This window comes from Vibrio sp. ER1A (genome assembly GCF_000733315.1).
In the GTDB taxonomy this organism is placed as follows: domain Bacteria; phylum Pseudomonadota; class Gammaproteobacteria; order Enterobacterales; family Vibrionaceae; genus Vibrio; species Vibrio mediterranei.
Genome location: NZ_JPJA01000027.1, coordinates 23181 through 40227, shown reverse-complemented (window position 1 = coordinate 40227; position 17047 = coordinate 23181). Strand labels below are relative to the sequence as shown.

At 43.8% G+C, this 17047-nt stretch carries 15 protein-coding genes; all 15 read right to left on the bottom strand.

Translation table 11 applies throughout. The annotated features are described in order from the left end of the window. On the bottom strand, nt 1-1454 hold a 1454-nt coding region (locus tag HW45_RS03605; protein ID WP_038224836.1), incomplete at its 3' end, for a hypothetical protein. After that, the gene (locus HW45_RS03600; protein ID WP_038224834.1) at nt 1454-3067 is read right to left on the bottom strand and encodes a hypothetical protein; all 1614 of its coding nucleotides are present in this window, start codon (nt 3065-3067) and stop codon (nt 1454-1456) included. The genes HW45_RS03605 and HW45_RS03600, both read right to left, overlap by 1 nt. Before the next feature lies 1 nt (nt 3068). Beyond that, nucleotides 3069-3371 (bottom strand): hypothetical protein, encoded by a 303-nt coding sequence (locus HW45_RS03595; protein ID WP_038224833.1) that lies wholly within the window; start codon nt 3369-3371, stop codon nt 3069-3071. Continuing rightward, nucleotides 3364-4236: a DUF4376 domain-containing protein gene (locus HW45_RS03590; protein WP_038224832.1), complete on the bottom strand. Its 873-nt coding sequence runs from the start codon at nt 4234-4236 to the stop codon at nt 3364-3366. The genes HW45_RS03595 and HW45_RS03590 overlap by 8 nt, the downstream gene beginning before the upstream one ends. A gap of 12 nt (nt 4237-4248) precedes the next feature. Further along, entirely contained in the window at nt 4249-8385 is a 4137-nt protein-coding gene (locus tag HW45_RS03585) for a hypothetical protein (RefSeq protein WP_038224831.1), read from the bottom strand. Between the two features lie 12 nt (nt 8386-8397). After that, nucleotides 8398-9066, bottom strand: a complete 669-nt coding sequence (locus HW45_RS03580) for a phage adaptor protein (RefSeq protein ID WP_038224828.1) — start codon at nt 9064-9066, stop codon at nt 8398-8400. Nucleotides 9067-9078: 12 nt separating this feature from the next. Continuing rightward, nucleotides 9079-9654, bottom strand: coding sequence for a hypothetical protein (locus HW45_RS03575; protein WP_152559610.1), 576 nt, complete (start codon nt 9652-9654; stop codon nt 9079-9081). A 3-nt stretch (nt 9655-9657) separates the two neighbouring features. Then, a complete protein-coding gene (locus HW45_RS28230; RefSeq protein WP_051867726.1) occupies nt 9658-10140 on the bottom strand; it encodes a hypothetical protein in 483 nt (160 codons plus the stop codon). Between the two features lie 55 nt (nt 10141-10195). After that, a complete protein-coding gene (locus HW45_RS03565; protein WP_038224824.1) occupies nt 10196-10606 on the bottom strand; it encodes a hypothetical protein in 411 nt (136 codons plus the stop codon). A gap of 60 nt (nt 10607-10666) precedes the next feature. Next, entirely contained in the window at nt 10667-11884 is a 1218-nt protein-coding gene (locus tag HW45_RS03560; protein WP_038224823.1) for a N4-gp56 family major capsid protein, read from the bottom strand. A gap of 9 nt (nt 11885-11893) precedes the next feature. Further along, nucleotides 11894-12997 (bottom strand): hypothetical protein, encoded by a 1104-nt coding sequence (locus HW45_RS03555; RefSeq protein ID WP_051867724.1) that lies wholly within the window; start codon nt 12995-12997, stop codon nt 11894-11896. Between the two features lie 247 nt (nt 12998-13244). Next, a complete protein-coding gene (locus HW45_RS03550; protein ID WP_081875752.1) occupies nt 13245-13739 on the bottom strand; it encodes a hypothetical protein in 495 nt (164 codons plus the stop codon). Next, nucleotides 13732-14322, bottom strand: a complete 591-nt coding sequence (locus tag HW45_RS03545; RefSeq protein ID WP_038224821.1) for a Gp49 family protein — start codon at nt 14320-14322, stop codon at nt 13732-13734. The genes HW45_RS03550 and HW45_RS03545 overlap by 8 nt, the downstream gene beginning before the upstream one ends. 12 nt (nt 14323-14334) lie before the next feature. Then, nucleotides 14335-14922: a 3TM-type holin gene (locus HW45_RS03540; protein WP_038224820.1), complete on the bottom strand. Its 588-nt coding sequence runs from the start codon at nt 14920-14922 to the stop codon at nt 14335-14337. Then, nucleotides 14906-17041 carry a portal protein gene (locus HW45_RS03535; RefSeq protein WP_038224818.1) on the bottom strand — a complete coding sequence of 712 codons (2136 nt, stop codon included), beginning with the start codon at nt 17039-17041 and terminating at the stop codon, nt 14906-14908. The genes HW45_RS03540 and HW45_RS03535 overlap by 17 nt, the downstream gene beginning before the upstream one ends. Between the last annotated feature and the right edge of the window lie 6 nt (nt 17042-17047).

The following is a 17047-nucleotide window of genomic DNA, read 5'->3' as shown; positions in this document are numbered from 1 at the left end:
GCTGAAGCTTTAACGCCCCATAATGCCTCATAGCCCTTTTCATTGTCGGCCACTGTTTTACTTAATGACGTAACAGTGCTTGAAACCCCATTTATCGAACTTTCAAGCGTTTGAGTTGCTTGCGTGATCGCGTGATTGGTTTGAGTTTTGGTTAGATAATTGTTCGTTAGGTTCGATGAAACGACGTTAACTTTCTTTGTTGCATCACTGGCCGCTGCTGATATTGCTCCATTGGCTTTACTAGTTGCATCACTAGCAGCCGCTGATATTGCTTCGCTTTTTGCTGTACTTATCTCACTTGATAGATGCAAAGAAGCCTGTGAGATAGCCTGATTTGTCTCCGTCTTAGTTAAATAGTTATTGGTGAGATTAGAGCTTACCGCGTTGATGCTTTGATTAGCTTCGTCTTTAGCGGATTCGATTGCGCTGTTTAATGTAGTTGTAGCCTGTGAAATTGCCTCGTCAGTCTTAGTCTTTGTGTAGTAATCATTGGTAAGCGTAGAGCTAACGCTATCAATGTTACTCTGTAACTTTTGCTTTAACTGTGCTTGAGCTTGATTAAACGTCACATTCGTAACGTAGTTATTCTTAACAGTAGCACCGAGACTGGTTCCGTTAGGATCTTCTATTTCTGACTTAACCGTTTGAATGGCGGCGGCCATGACTTCGTTTGATTTTACAATCGTATAGTATTCATTCTTGACCGTAGCTCGTAGTGTGGCCGTATCTACTTTGGCCTCACTTATTTGCTCATCTATCGTTGTTGAGTTTTCGAGCGCGGATTCAGCAAGCAGTACATCAAGCCTATCGAGTAAATCGACATGCGCAAAATCGACGAGAGAATCATGGTCAACAAAATCAATTTCGCCTAATTCGCTTTTGATTAGGTCTTTAAGGAAGTCCTCACTTTGCGTTGATATTTGAATACCAGCTGTCGCATTGAGTGGACCAATATCGTCATTCGCATTAACAAAGCGTAGCCAATAGAACTTTGCTGTTGCGTTCGCTTGAGGAAAGCTAAATATATCGCCTGTAGCTGTACCAACTTGAACGGCAGTGGAAAAGTTATCCGTATCAGATTGATATACGTTTGCATAAGCATGGCCTTTGTATGTTGGGTAATCCCAAGTAAGTGTGATGATACCAAAGCCACCATAACCCTTTACGTTAAGTGGCTTCGTTGGCGGCTCAACTACATTAGTATTGCCACCTGAACCCGTTCCAGAATTATCAGGCAATGTTGAAGAAGGCACACCGTTCTTGTTCATCTTCGCAAAACCAAGAGAATTCATATCTTCCCATAGCACTGCTTTTTTACCGCCAGAACCGCGCATGCCCGTCAACTGTTCAAGGTTTTCGGATATGGCATCCATCGTAGGGTTTGATGGACTTATTTGTGGTATCGCTAAGAACTTACCCGGCTTATTCTTTCTCTGGAGCGTGCTCGTTCCCATTATCCATAAACCTCCGCAACTGAAGTTGCTAAACAGACTCTTGTAACATTTACCTGTGATGTTACTTCAAACTGCCAAACGTTGCCGCGCTTTGGTGGGATTCGAAAGATACCGTTCTTAATCTTTCCTGCTGGATAGGACTTTATGACTTGTCCATCTACGATCACCTTTAACGCAACAAGTGAATTGTCATCAGACAACACATAACCGGTGCTAAATGATGAATAGAGCACTTGGTATTCTTTGCTACGGAAAGTAAATGTTTTCGGCTGGCCCTGATTCCATACGGCAATATGACCATTATCTTTAAGATAAAAACGGCCATCGATGAGATCGGTAAATCCACAATCCGTACCAATATCAAAGAAAATAATGTCCTTAAATGCTGGGTTAAAAATGAAAGACTTATCTAATGCTTGGCCGTAGAACGCGAGATATTTCCCATTGTAGTAATACGCTTCAATGGTATCTGGCTCAAGACTGGCCCACGTTTCCTCATCGATAACATCTTCAGTCACATTAATCATATCTTGACCATTAAAAGCAACTAACCCTTTTGGGCTGGCATAGATGATCATGTTATCGATGTTTTGCATTGATCGTTTTGATACACAAGCTTGTTTTGATGGAAGCTTTCTACCTGTCATGGCATCAGGTGAAACACCTTGGAACATCCACGGATAGCCCTCAGTAGCAACGATCAACACATTACCTACTGAAGCCATAGCAACAATGTCATGCTCTGTTGTCTGCTGATAACCCGGATTCCAAGCATGTGGCAAATATGGTTCGCTGAAACAAACGTTATTGTCATAACCACCAGCCATGATCCCGTTCGGCATTAGCGTAAGATGCGCTAAGTTCTCATTAGGCATTTCATAGCCTTCTGACTCTAGTGGCATGCCAAGTTCTTCGCTTCCTCTAGAATCTGAATAGGTTGTTAAACTTGGTGCCACTTCAGCAACTAAGAAGAAATCAGCAACGCCACCACCAGTAACAGAGCGGTAAATTCTGCGCTTTTTGATATTGCTGGTTTGAGTTGGCATTGCTGGAATTGTTAATTGAACTATTGAACCAGGATAAGCTATTTCTATTTGGTCGGTTACTGGCGACGGTGGCCCTTCCTCCCCGCTTTCCGTCACGAACGTATATACATAGAAACGTGTTTCATCATCTTCTTTTGTATCATCGCCCGGCAATGGGTCAGGTGGAATGACTGTAGCAGTAAGCTTGTCCGTACCAGCAGGAACACCCAAACGATAATAAGCAGCTGGCAGATTGCTATTTGCTGGCCCTTGAAAAATAATGTTGTTCGTAAGCTTTGGATAGCCATCACCAGTGTAATAAACACGTCCCCACGGATCTTGTGCTATCGGTGATAGAACAGCATCAACTTTAGAATCCCATTTAAACCAATATTGATTCTGATATCGAAACAATGTCTTTATGCTTGAATCAATAGGGTCAAGCGTACCAAGTGGCGCTTTGTAAGGTGCTAGGATGCCGCGATCAAAGTTTGCGTTCTTAGCCACTGTCGCATATTCATTAGGCAATAAGTGAGGGGCCGTGTTTGGCCGCTCACCTCGAAACATATTTAGATTAATCCTTGCCATATTACTTACCGCCATTTTTAGCAAATTCTAAAATTGCGATGCGTTGACCATAGTCATTAACCTCACCCTCTATTTTTGAGACTTTGCCGTCTACTCGCTTAAGTACTATTCCATTACTGTCAGTACTTGATTTTATGGTGTAGACCTTAGTTTTCATGTTATCGAACTCAGAACGCATTTCTGAAAACTCTTGAGTCAATGACGACACTGAAGTATTTACGCCACCTTGCAGATAAGCTACCGCTGTTATCTGAACCAATGCAGTTACAGCAATCCCAGCCATAAATTTAACGTTATCATTCATAATTAGACTCCATAAAAACAAAAGGCTTTTGCATATCACCAGCTACCCACGCGGCGTATTTTTGAAACAGATCGGCCATACGCAATACATACGCATCCTTTATCGCTTCGACTTGGTGAAAAGTAAGTGTGATTGGTTGGTTATCGGCAGTAATCCAAGGTGTTGTTTCTCCCATGCGATCATTTCTTTTAGCGAACGCTATGGTTTCATCCATGTTGTTTCTGTCGTCCTGACGAACTTGGAAGTAATGACCATGCACAAAGATGTTTGCAAGCTTCATAGTCTCTCGCAGTTTATTTGCGTTCTCTCGATGATAATTCGAGATCTCTTCTGTAGATTTTGGCGTAGTGGTAGGAACGATATGTTTGATGTAGTTATCGTCATCAAATGAAATCGTAGGCAAACCGCTTTTTGTAGCAAGATTGCTATCAAACTGGTCTACTTCAACTTGATAAACGGCACGACGAACAGCCAGATCAATGATTGGCCTTTCTGGTGAATCAATTACATATCTATCGCCGTCTTCGTCTTCTTCAAATGGCTGCTCTACCTCCCAATCTTCATAGTCTTTTTTCCACAAAAGATAGAGATCATGATTAACATAGAAGTCTTCCCAAGCAATGGCTTGCTCTAGAATACCTCTTACAAAATCCCAACCGAAACGATCACCACGCTTTTCACTCACATAGTCGTAATGCACTTCATTAGGCTTTTCGAGCACAATCACTATGTACTCTTCTTCTATTGGTATGTCTTTCTCTTCGTCATAGCCAATAGTCCGTGTACGCTTATCCTCGCGGTAAAAGCGCACAATCTCTGCATCGATTTCAGCAAGAGATTTATATTCAGTATCGATAATGTTCATCTTGCTGTTTCCTTATGCTGGACTAGATAAGCCGCCGACTAAGGTTTTCTTCTTAGCTGGGCCAATAGGGAAGGCAGAGACAACGACACGTCGAGTCATTTTGTTACCGTTCAGGTCTACGAACGTATCCCAGCCTTTAGAAGTGACTTTGATTTTTGAGTCGTCGCCCCATCCTGCAACTGGAGGATTAACGCTATATAACGATGGATTTCCGTTTTGTATGTTACTAATATGCACTAAATCACCATTGCCAACCTCGAACATATCATTGTCTAAGATATATGCATTAGTTGATGCGGTGCGTTGAACTATCTTTCCCTTGAATGCTCCATCTGTAATACGGTAAATTTTGTGTGCTTCGTAACTTTGGCTAAGTGTGCCATTTGCGCCCGCATACACAATATCTTTCCACACCAACTCATTAACATGCCAAGCGATATATAAATAGCCGTTCTTTTCGGCTAGGAAAGGAAGTGCTTTACATGCTGGGGAGTCATTTGTCGGAGCGCTCAAGCTCAAAGGGGCGTGCTTAGGTCGTCGGCTAAAATTTTCATCAATTCGAACTGTCGGGTATCTATTAATGTCTAGCAATGCCAAGCTAGAAATAAGTGAAGCCGATGAATCATCATTTACGTTGATTTTATGTAACGCTGACTCGTGGAATAGAGCGCCCCAATCTTTACGATGAAAGTTAAAAGTATTTACTGGTGCGACTTCTACAGGCTTCAAATTCTCCCCATCTTCTACTTGGTAGGCGTAGGCTTTGTAGGACACAATAGCCACCTCGCCAATGCTGGCAGTTTTTTGGAAGCTGTTTTTAGTGCTATCTAAGCTTATATTGTTTGTTGTCCATGTAGCACCGGAATCTCTTGAGTAAATATAAGGGGATGCAGGAAGATCAAGACATTTACGAACCATTTGGTATGGCTTGCTTGTCCCATCAGGAATAACCGAACACCAAACCCCAATAACCCCTTGCGAGATTTGCGGTGTTTGTACCCAATTAGCAGGGTCAGCAATTACAGTGTTACAGCTAAATGCGCCACTTACTGAGGTGTCGAGTTCAGACTCTATCGCAAAATACCAAGGGTCGGTCTGACCTAGAGCATTAAGAAAACCAGTCTGGTGCGTATCATGTCCTTTATTTCCGTTAGATAAGGATAATTTTAAGTAGCCTTCTGTTGGTGAAGCTGTGCCATAAGCAACCGTACCGCTTGCTGGCTGGTAGGCTACAATCGGCGTGCCGACTGTCATGCCACTAGCTAAAAAAGGTACAGAAGTACTGCTACCACTAGTGGTATTGAACCTTGCATGTGTAGGGTTTTCCGCGAAAAAGTACCCAACGTATGCCCCTGATATAAATTTAGTAAACGGAAGTTTCTGAACTCCTCTTACTTTGGCTGCATAGTAACCCTGTAAGCTTTCTTTCCAATTGTCTTGTGGCGATTTAGCTGGCTGTCTATGGTCTATGACTCCATTAAAGCCAGAGGCGTAAATAGCATCATGGAATAATCCGTCTGGATGGCCTGACGCACTACCAATTACACCCTGACTAGGGTGTGCATTTACGAAGCAGTCCAACAAAGAATTTGTAGGGTTCTTGTGATTAGAGGATTGATACCATAGCCCACCACCACCGTCTGCATTTAGGAATCGATTAGCTCCAAACGGATTAAGATGAGAATAAGCCCCCATATTCAATCTAGGTACAGTACAAAGAACAAGTGCGTAAGCTTCCCCTTTATACGCATATCTAGCAGTCCCTATACCTGAATATGCAGTAAAGACACCTTTTTCTCTGTCACCAACGCTAGACGCCGCGCCGTAGTAGTGATTTGTTGCACCATAAGAAACAAATTCCTCTACAGTGTCATTACCAGCCTGAATTGGAACTCGTGATATTGAGTTATAACCTAATTGAGACAGCGCCTGATCAACATTCCCCCAATCCCCATTCCCAGCACCACGTCTAGCGCAATCTCTATAGCGTACCTGTGTAGGCTTACCAGCTTCGTTATAGAACCAATTATGTTTAGGGTTAGACATCAATTTGGCTATCTCAACAAACGATAACTTAGCTATTTTTAAACACTGTTTGCTTGATGCAGTATCGCCGAGGAAAACGGCTCGATAGGTATCTGGCCTAGAACTGGCTTCTGTTGTAAATCCGTCTACGGTTGTTAGTCCTGATTGCACAGAACCATAAGGGAAGAATTCTAGTTCATCTTCTTCTAAAAAGAACTCTAAATACTTTAGGTCTACTGCGCGAGTAAGTACGTCTTCGGTTAGCGGCGCGATAGAAAAACTTGAAATAACCGTTTCTGCATTGGAGGAAGAACCGTATATACCAAAACTACTAAATGACCTTGCACACGAAATGTCAGCCTCCATCCAAGTGTTTGGCGCACATATAATTTGTTCACTGGCAATAAACTGGTTATCAAGTCTAACACTTATGGTTCGCCCTGCGGAATTATGGGAATGGCAGAAGAACTTAACTCGATAAGTACCCGCAGGATAGGTTCTACCGCCCGTCGTGCCATTCGCGTAGCTGTTATTACTAGTCGACGAACGTAAAGTAGCTACACCATTCGTTACAGAGATAGTGCCATTTGTAACGGTCCAGTCAGTTGTTCCTTTACGAAAGTCACCGTTTCTTACGAATCCCTCAAATGCCCTTCCCACACCCTCTCTTTGAATCTCTGCTGCTGTACCTGTTGGTGCATTACCATACTTAGGGTCAATATCGGTTTTAAGGTTAAGAACGGCTTTACCAGAGCCACGACAATTACCAGTAGAGTCGGTTACTGTTGTTCCGTCTTCTGCGCCTTGGAACCGTAGATTTGATCGAGTTTCGGCATTATGGTTAATGCCACAAAGATGAATCTCATGGCCAGCAACATTAATTACAGCATGGTCTGTAGCAGAGCCGCCATTTACCCCTGATAGCGACGATGGAGCACCCAACCAAAGCATATTGCCATCGCCAGCATACTTATAATACGCTGTCATGCCTTCATTTATTGGCGCTCCTTCTGACTCATTACTTGATTTACGCTGTTTACCCCAATTAATAAAACCACTCGCGTCATAAATCTCACGTAGAGCGTTACGTACTTTGTTGTATTGGAATTCATAGGGAACATTGCTTTTTGCTGTGGCTGCTGCTGTTTCAGCTGCGGTTTTTGCTGCTTCTGCTTTGTTTGTGTTAGCCGCTACTTCTGTGTGCCATGTATCAACCTCACCATGCTGAGTAGCTACAGTTGCGGCCTTAGTATCGATACCGCTTTTAATGGTATCGATTTGGCCTTTAGTCGCATCGACTGAGTTCTTTGCGCTGGTGGCCGCTGAAGCTGCTTGTTGTGCTTCAGTATGCCAAGTGTTGATTTGTCCGTGTTTGGTATCAATATCAGACTTTGCAGTATCTATCGCTGATTTTGCCGTATCTACTGCTCGCTTTTGAGTGTCAACATGACTAGCGGCTGATTGAACTTCGCTATGCCAAGTATTTACTTCACCGTGTTGTGTGTTGATTGTTTGGGCTTCTGTATCAATCTGGCCCTTGATAGTGTCAATCTGTCCCTTAGTGGTATCAACGGATTGTTTTGCGGTATCTACTGCTGATTTAGCTTGCTGAACTGCTTGGTTAGCGTTAACTGCTTCGTCTCTAGCTTGTTTACCTTCATTAACAATTTGCGTGATATGTGAGGCATCAATCACTAAGTTATCTATCGTCTTTATAAGAAGAGGCAATGGTACATATTGATTAGCCACACCAAACACGTCCGTAAGTGGTACGGTTGGCCCTGTTGTATCCGTCATCCAAACATTAAGTTCAGTAAGCATTTTTTGCTTTTGGTTGATTGCCATAGACACGGAAGCGGCAATACGTGACGAAATATTCAGTGAAGCATTACGCCAGATCGCATATTTCTGGCCTGTTGCGGTTGTACCTTGAAAAACACTAAACAAACGTAGCTGTGTGTCAGATACAATCTGTTCAACTTCGTATGCTTGAAAGCCAATATAGAAGATATCGCCAGCTAGTGGTTTATTAACGCCAAGAGTCCACTTCGTACCAGAACCCATGACAATTTTGCTTCCATTCGTAACCGATACAGTACCAACGCGATAATGTGATGATGCCATTTGTACGTATCCTTATTTTGGTTGTTGCTGTTCTGGTTGTTGGCTGGTGGCAAACATCGCATCGCCTTGCGTCTTGATTCCTAATAATGAATTGAAGGCTTGCAGTGCCAAAGCTGCTCGTTGTCCATTGGCCGCAAACTCAGCATCTTGTGAGAATGTTCTATAGATCATGAATTCGATGACCGGGTTATCCCATATCGGAGACAAGGCAATCTTTTCATTCGCGTCATATTTTGTTTTATCTAGCAGCGCTGGAATACTGGCCGCTTGGATCTCAAGTTGGTGACCATCAACTACGCCGGGATAGATATAAAACGTTTTTGGTGTAGTTTCGTCATACATGTAGGTATCTGTGGCTGTCTTACCTGTGCTCTCGCGCCATTCGGGGCGATAGTCATCGAGAAACTTCATATCCTGCAAGCCACCGACGGCTTTGCCGCCAACGTTACGAACGACGTTAAAAAGCAACACTACATCTTCATCTAGTGTCTGCTTGGTTCCTGCTTTGCAAGCGAATACTGAATCAACGACGTATGAATCTGGTCGGGCAATAATGACTGCTTTGATTGCGTCATTTAAGGTAGGTATCCAATGGTCTTCTATAGTCCATCGGTCAAAGTCTTTATCTACGGCTAACTCACTAGCCGTCTTAATCAATGATTGCATAGTTGAGTTAGCCATAATTGGTTCTCTCTATCTAAAGTTGTGTTTTTGGGACCGATTGTGGAAACTGTTAAAGCCTTCCTTCTTAAGTCGAAAAGCGTCTCGATAGCCTTCTACAAAGCTCTGTTCGTAAATCGCGGCCTTCTCTGGATTAAACCAATCTTCACCTGGCATCATTCGAAGAATTGAAGCTGCTTTGTCGGCAATAACACCGCCGTAGAGCTTTGCAATTTTGTCATCAATTTCGGTTAGTTCTGCAATCTCGTCAGGAGTTATCACGCATTCAATCGTGATATCTGAGGCATTAGCATTGAATGTAATCTGATCTGGTTCTGGCATTAGATAGTCATCACCAGTGTGCAGTTGGTTGTCTCTATCTCCACCAGCGTATACGCGGTCTACTTTTATGATTGAGTGGTCACTTTTGGCAGATAGCGTGTTTTGAGTACCAGATACAACCGATGCGAGTTCAAATTTCTGAGTGAGATATTCAGACTTGTCACAAAATTCGCGGTAAGCATCGTTGAGAGCGTCATCCATAACTAAATCGATAACACCGGGACAACGCCGTCTTACTAGTCGATATAGAGCGGATAACGCTGTCATTGGTTACTCTCCGTCTTCGTTTTCGTCTTCAACAGGGTTGCCGTGTTTCTTGTGCAAGGCATCACGAACGACACGACGAAGTGCTTGAGCATCGGTTTCACCTTCTAGCTTAGAAACGTTTTCTGGCTCAATCTCTAGCTCTTCAGCAGCGATGTAAGTTTTCAGAGTTGGTGAATTAACTTTGCTGATATCTGTTTTCTCACCATTAACGATCACCATCCAAGTATTATCAACGGCTTCTCGACGTTCAGCTTCTTCTAAAGCCTTGCGACGCTCTTCAGCTTCGAGCTCTGCTTTTTCCTGACGTTCCTTGGCTGCTTCAGCTTCTTTAGGGTCTTCAAATTCTAGGAATTGAAGTAAGTGATAGGCATAAGCCTCTTCTACTTCAACGGGAACAAAACGAGGAAATACGTATGGTCGCCCCATATGTTGCATGGTCGCTTTTTCATGGCTGCCTACATAGACAACTTGCTTCATTATTGGCATGGTTCGCCCCTTTGATTTGTTAGATGTAGCCGCCCCTAGAGGCGGCATTAATTGATTAAGCGTTACCGATTGATTCGCTCAACATACGATACTTGATCGTTTTGTTGGTAACGGACGCACCAGTGAACTTGATCACTACTTCGTGTTTCTCTTGAAGTAGCTCTGTTGGGAACCAGCCAGATTCATCCGTGTTAAGTACTTTCGCAGATGACACATCTACATCAGTCGTTACATCGATATCTGTGCTAGTTGCTGGACGTAGGATTACTTTTGCTTTGGCACTAGCACCAATATCTGGGAAGTTAACGGTTAGATTGGTCAGTTGCGTACCAATATCCAATGAGAACAGTACAATTTCATCATTGATTGCCGCCGTGATAGCTGCTTTACCCATAGCAACGGAAAGGTTGCCGTGAGTGCCGTTGTAAATCACCTTGTGAGATGATGGGAGTTTCTTAATTGCCATAGTATTGAACCTTTATTCAAAACGAGTTAAGCCCACTACTGGAGTGGGCTATAAGTTCACTTACAGGCTTACAGCCGTATCAAGTGCCATAACGCCGTAGTCATTCATGCGGCCGTTCTTCTCTTCAAAACGGACTTTCTTAAGACCGTTCATCCATGCAATCGAAGTCTCGCGGCCATTACCATGGTCGACGGATTCAGAGTGCATAGAGAATTGCGCACCACTCTTAGATTTACCGTAAGCGTTAGCCATAGCTTGACCACCAAGTAAGATAGCGCGGTCAACCGTAACGCCAGCTTTGATTTGCTTGGTAGTAGTCGTTGCTTTACGGTCATTGTTAGACACGGTAACAACGGAACCAGCATTAAAGCGGACTGGCTTGCTGTACTTACGAACCAAGATGTTGCGCCACATTAGACGGTCACCTTGGAACAGTGGATGTTTAAATCCTGTGCTACGGTTCATTGCTTGAGCCATTAGCTCTTGCAACTTGTTAGATGACTGAGCATCAGCCCAAAGATCATTCCACTGACGCGGAGTAACAAAAAGCACGTAGAACGGCGACTCGTTGCGAAGCTGGTCAGCTTCAAACTTGATCGGCTTGATTGGGTGTGCCATTTCTTCTAGATATAGCGCCAAATCATCGATGCAAGATAGTGTGATTTTGTGTCGAGTCTCGATTGTATCGATACTTGTTGCATCACCCGCATAGAACTGACGGTCATAAGTAGGTGGAAGAACATCATTAACCATTAGTTCTTTAAACTCTGGATCGTCTGCTGTTGGGATAATCATGTCATCAGGCATGAAATCACCACGTGCACCAGCAAGATGGTATGTAGCAATTTCGTCCTGAACGTCGTTGAAGTAGTTACCTAGCATCGTCTTAGCAACTTGCAATAAGTTGTGCTTAGTACGTTGCTGGCTCATTTTGCCGCCTGAATCTACATTGTGACGGCCTTGGTCAATAGATAGCTCAAATGCTACTTTGTCCAATGACTCACCACGCCCTTCAATTTTTCTATCGCCCATAGTTGGACGCTTAGAAAGGTTGTGGAATAGATCCATTTCAACTGTGTCACCAGCCTCTTTCGAAAGGTCGTTAATCATAACGACTGGAGCACCAGCTTCAGTTTGGGATTTGTTCTTGTTCTTGTCTGCTTTTGCTGCTTTAGGCGCTGAGCCTGTAAGCATGTTTACAAACGTATTTTGGCGACGCGTATGAACGAATAACGCAGCACCAAATTTTTTAGCGGCTTGAGCCTTAGTAATAGCCATACTTGATCCTTAATCAAATGCGGCCGACGCTTCTTCTAGTAGTTCATCAATTTCATCAGAGCTCATACCAGTCATAGCATCTTCAAGAGTTAAAGCATCAGCGTTCGCTAGTGCTTGTCTTGCTGCTTCTGTACTGTTATTACCCCCACCACTCAGAGACGACGGCGAATTAGGTATTACGTCTTGCTGCTGTGGCGCTTCATTAGGTTGTTGGCCTTGTGACTTACCTTGATCGGCTAGTTCCTTCTTCGCTCCTGCTTCAACAGGATCGTTAAAGGATGCTTCGACAAGTTTTTGAACCTCAATAAAACGTTCAGCATCAGACATTGATTTCCATTTGGGATCTGACTGAAGTTGAGCATCGATATTGACGGCCATGTCCCATCGTTCCTTATCGGAATCGAACCAACTGTTAAGGTTGGCAAGCTCTGGTAGCGCTAAGATTTCCTCTAGTGATGCGCTTTGGCTTTGGTTTGGCTCTTGGGCTGGTTGTTGGTTAGCTTGGTTTTTAGCTACTAAAGCAGCAATGATTTGCCCTGCTACTCCCCCTACTTCTTCAGCGATGGTATTAACTGAATCGGGATCGTTTAGGAGCTCTTCAGGTAATCGGTCTGGAGTAATACCAGCCTCTTTAAGTTGCTCTTCAAATAGCTTTAGCTTTTGTTGCGTTGTTTCTGAACCAGTAAGCTTTTGCTGTACTTCTTCAAGTTGGCTTTTCAGTTCTTGTTCACCGCGTCGGTGTTTCTCAAGTACCTCGTAAGGAATTTGATGTTTACCGTTTTTGCTGACAAGTTCTGCGTTGTTCGAATCAACTGCAACATACAACTGCCCGTCAATCTCTTTGATACCGTCTTTGTTGGCTGGTTTTTCGTCTGAATTTTCCGGGCTATTGCCACCCTGCTGTTCAATAACTCCAGCTGTATCGATCACTGTTGGTTGATCGCTTTCTTCAGCATTCTGTTGTTGTTCAGCTTCAATATTTTGGTTGCCTTCAATCTCTGATTCGGGTCCACCTTCATCACCAAAGAGTTCAGAGTTATCTAACCCTTCACCCAATGCCGCTTCTAGTGCATCCAAGTCGCCGCCTAACAAAGCATCATCTAAATCACTCATTCATTTCCCTGCTATCTATCGCTCAAGCTGCGTAGGTTGGTCGTTGTGTGCGTATCGCTGCACTGCGTATACAAAAGCCGCCTGAAGTACTGGACTAAAGGCGGCTTTGGCATACGTTCTCAATCAATGAAAACACTTTCGATAATTTTAGAGCTTATTCGTGTGTCTGTAAATCGTTATATATCTCCATTCGGACAGCGCAAGCCATGAGAAGCCACGACTTGCACTAAGTCCGTTTATTCGTGATTTATACGTATTTGAATGAGCCGTCTGGATAGACGATCATGATTGAGTCTGGTCTAGGTGCATTACTTGGTAGGTTGTTGCAGTCCATATGTAGCCAATTAACATCACCTTCTAACCTGGTAACGTATGGAAATTTCTCGCGGTTCTTAATGATGAACTCGCGCAAGAATTCAGCTGTGTGATATTTGCTGACTAAATCCAATGCTCTACCAGCATGAGCGCTATACGAACCATAATAAGGTTCACCACCAGCACGATAGCCACGATATTGATTCTTACCACCGAAATACCAGTCATTGCACGTTAGTGCACCCATTTCAGTTTTATCAGGGTTCAATGCCGTTAACTCTTCGCGCAAAGTATCCCCTGAAATGAGTATTCTAGGGTCTAGCAACTGAAGTGCCTTTTCCCCACGTGCCGCGTATGTTTTACGGCTAACAAGTTCAACCGTCGCAAAGTGTTTAGGTTGATAGCTTCGTAGTCTTGTATCAATCATAAGTTACCTCGTTGCGTTCAATGAATACTTCTTCACTACAGTGGTATGTATCCTTTTCATTTAGGAATACGACGTAATCACCAGCTTTGATTTCGTCAGGATGACAATGGAAAGCAAACTCAACCATATGGCCCTCGATCTGCACACATGCGACGTTTGAGTTATTCGCATCATCTTTCGCCCACGTCATCGTGATAATGTCGCGTTTGGTTAACTGATATGCTTCACGTTCTACTGGCTTCGATTCAAATAGCTTGAATCCATCGCGCACAGGTGTTTCACGCGCTGGTGGCTTTGGCTTGGTCACAAATCGGTATGCTTCTAGGCTCCAAATTTTGGCGAATGCATTATCGAAGCTGATTTTCTTTCCGATCTCTTCACGCCAGTTATCAGGGTCGATACATACCGATGGCTCTCCAGTAACAACGAATGGCCGTGTGTGGTCTTCCGTTTTCAAAGCGATGCCGCAATACATCATCTTCACACCACATAGTTCGATAGTTTTGTGTTCGATATTGACGATACGCTCTAAGATCCCGCTTTGGGTAATTCGGTCACCAGTGCAGCCAAGGTCGACTATCATTTTTCTACTACATCACGATTGTGCATTCTTGTTACCTCTTATTAAGCCAATTATTGATTTGGGCTCTAGCCCCTTCTCTGTTTGTTTGTCTAGGCTTCGTTTGTGAATATTCACACCAAGCACAGCTAACGCTACGCTGAACAATGGTGTGAGCGCCACGAACGCGCCGATTATTTCGGCGGCGGAGCTTGGATGAACGACTGAAGCAATGAAAATTGCTAGAAAACTAATTGCCCAACTGAAGCAAAGTGTGTAGCCGAAAGTTGGCCGCCAACGTCGGACATAAGCGTCATTGCTGGCTAACTCAGTTCTGGCCGTCTTGTTTTGCTCAGTAATTTGAAGCTGTGTTGTTGCTGCTTCTATCTTTGCGTGTTCTAGAGCTAGTTCCTCCAGCTTTGTTTTGTGCGTAATTTCAAGCTCTTTAATCTTCGCCAATGCCTTTGGATCTGATTTCAACGCTTGTTCAATTGCTTCTGGAGTGTCTTCAACGCCTAACTCGTTTGCGACCATAGCTCCAATACCAGCACCAAGTGGACCACCGATTACGGTCCCTATAATTGGTGCGGCACTTCCTATCAGTTTTTTAACGGTTTCCCACATCTTCATCTTCCTCTATGTTCATGCTTGCCAACTGTGCATTGATGTTGCCCATGACACTGTTTTTAAGCGCATTTGTTTGGCGGGTAGCCTCCAACATTTCTTGCAAAATCTTGCTGGTTTCGGCTTCGGTTTTGTCGTCTTTCACTTCGCCCGACTTGGTTTCACCTTTCAGCTTTTCGACTCTGGCTTGAATCTCTTTGATTTGTTCAGCACCCTTCTCAACTTCCTGCATCAAGGTCTTGAACTGCATTTGCTCCATTTGTTGAGCTTTCTCTTGCTCGGCCATAGCTGCGGCTTTTTCGTCGTCAGTCATATCCTCTTCGCTCTTAGGAATGTTGAGGACTTTGCGCAGACGATCTAAGAATTCTTGCTTGTTCGGAATGTCCATTAGTTCGACGACCATATCGAGAGTCGCCATTTGAATTTCTTGAGGCATTTTCGACACGGCTTGCATGAGTTCTTGAGCAAGTTGAGCGCGATATGTAGGAGTAGCCATTGCTGGCGCTTGAGTGATGTGACCTTTCCAACGTTTAACGGAGTTATCCGTACTTCCATCATCGTTAGTCACGTTGAGTCTAATAACCTTCTTGCGGTGCATATCCTCTTTGTGAACGGTAACAGCAATATTGTTTTGCTTCGCTAGGTCTTCAATCAGGTAGGCCATTTGAAGATCTGCAACGCGGGTTCGAGAGTAGTTATAGTTGTCGTTGACTTCGGCCAGTGTCGTTGCGCCTTGTTCCACTAGAGCATTCAAAGCAACGCCACTTGTAGCACTGGAGTCTTGCCCCATCATTGCGTTATAGACACCAGCAACGCTTTGAATCTGGTCCATAGCATCTTTCATGACATTGAATTGCTGTGCAGCAATATCGAAGTCTTGTTGAACTTGGATAGATTCAGCGATTGTTTTCTTATTGCGGCGATCTGGATTTAGCTCGATGTAGCCGTCTGCTCGATGAACTTCTTTAAGCAGCGCTTCACGGCTCAGATTGGTAGCATCTTCGTCAGCAATAACGCGCTTTGCCTGTAGCAACCAAGTGAGTCGCATACGTCTAAAGTTGATCTCGTCTTGCGCTGAAATCATTCGACTTACAATGCCGTATGGTGCGCCTGACTTATCTTGTCGGTATGCAATGAAAGGTACTAGCGGATAGTAACCTGTTGGTGCTGTACAAGGTCGGTCAACGATTCGATGTGGGCCAACGAACCAAGATTCACGGATAGCAGCCCAACGAGCAACACGCTTACTAAAGCGCTTCATCTTCACACCTACAACGTGAACCATATTGTTAGGATTGAACTCAATAATACGGCCGTTCTCTAGCTCGACGACTTCGCCAATTCTCCAAGTCTTGTAATAGACAACACTCATTAGAATGCGGCTACGTCTACGATCAAGCCATTCTGTTTCCTTTCGGCTCCATGACTCCCAATCACTATGTGCTGAATGCAATCTCTGTTCAGTTTCTTCCTGTAGTTCAGTGTCTAGAAATCCATCCCAATTAGAAACGTTGTTCTCGATGATATCTTTCTGCTTAGGGAACCAACTGATCGCTTCATCGATATCAATCCAGCGTTTACGAAGCATCCAACGTGCATCACTGAGATCGGCCTCTTCCGCGTGCCAATCCCAAAACATTTCTTGTCGACGTACATTTTTTATTTTGTATTTGCCGCCACCGCTAAATACATCATCGTTCCTTGTGACTTCTACCCAACCAATGCCAGCTTTGATTTGTCCTGCATAAGCATCAGCACAAGCTCGGTCACCTCTTGCTAATCGCCAGGCATCTTTAAACTTCTCTTGTAGTGCATCCTTTAGGTCTTCACCTTTTTCGTCATCAGCTGCTAGTACGAGGTCATGACGGGTTCTAACTTCCATACCTAATACTGCATCTACTGTTGGAGCAATTAGGTTATTGATGAGTATTGGCTGTCCTCGTTCCTCATACTCTTCGACTTCTTCGTCAGTCAGCTGCATACTATCGTAGTAGTCACAGCATTTTTGAGAGGTGTCTCTCCATGGCGGTTGTGCATCGATATCAGACATAAGGGCTTCAAGCTGAGTTACGCTAAAACCTTTTCTGTCATCTATCTGTGCGTGGTCTTCGCAATACATAGTTGA